The organism is Microbacterium sp. zg.Y909 (genome assembly GCF_024626565.1).
Genome location: NZ_JANJFJ010000598.1, coordinates 1 through 796 on the forward strand (window position 1 = coordinate 1; position 796 = coordinate 796).

Below are 796 nucleotides of genomic sequence, written 5' to 3' on the forward strand. Positions count from 1 at the left end.
CCGTCGCGGTCCGCCCGAGAGCGATCGACCAGCTCCACCTGCAGCTTCGACCCGCCGAATGCGCGTTTCGATCCCTCCACGATGCGGAGGGACCCCACGATGGCCTGCTCGAGCACCTCCGCCGGAATGGCCTTCGACGTCTTGCCGAGCATGACGGCGCTCTCAAGCGCATCCACCCCCGGCGGGGGCGTGAACTCGGCGATGACCGTCGGGCGTCCGGGAGCGTCGCGCAACCAGCGCCGCCGGGTCCAGACCGCGAAACCGAACGCCCCGGCCAGCCCGAGCGCAGACACTGCCTGCACCCAGCCCCACCCCGACGCGAAGTACGACGAGTCGAACAGCACGAAGGTGTCGGGGTCGAATCCGACCGCGATGGTCATCGTCTCGTAGGGAGCAAGGCCTACGGCATCCGCCGTCACGGTCACAGAGCCGTCCTCAGCAGTCACCGCCTGGATCTCGCACTGCTGCGTGGCGCCCTGTTCACCGACATAGCAGGATTGGCGGCCGGTGAGCGCTCCGGCGAGATCGGCATCCATGTGGAGGGTCGCCGTCACCTCGCCGAACGGCTGCGGCCAATCGACGCCGTTGACGTCCCAGTAGAATTCCTGGCCACCGTCGTCGAAGGTCCAGGTGACGTTTTCGAGGTCGTAGGTGAAAACGAAGGTCTGCTCGCCACGCAGGTAATCGTCGGCGCGCGAGACCATCTCGAAGACGCCGTCGTCGCTGTCGCTCTCGGCCGGCCGCTCGACGCCGGCCTCGTCGGTGATCGAGATGAGCCTCGGGTTGAGCGGCTGCC

General features: G+C 67.7%; 1 protein-coding gene. It reads right to left on the minus strand.

The genetic code is table 11. From position 1 onward, the window contains the following. The coding region (locus tag NQ160_RS25060) for a DUF2207 domain-containing protein (RefSeq protein WP_257517381.1) at positions 1-796 on the minus strand (796 nt) is incomplete at both ends.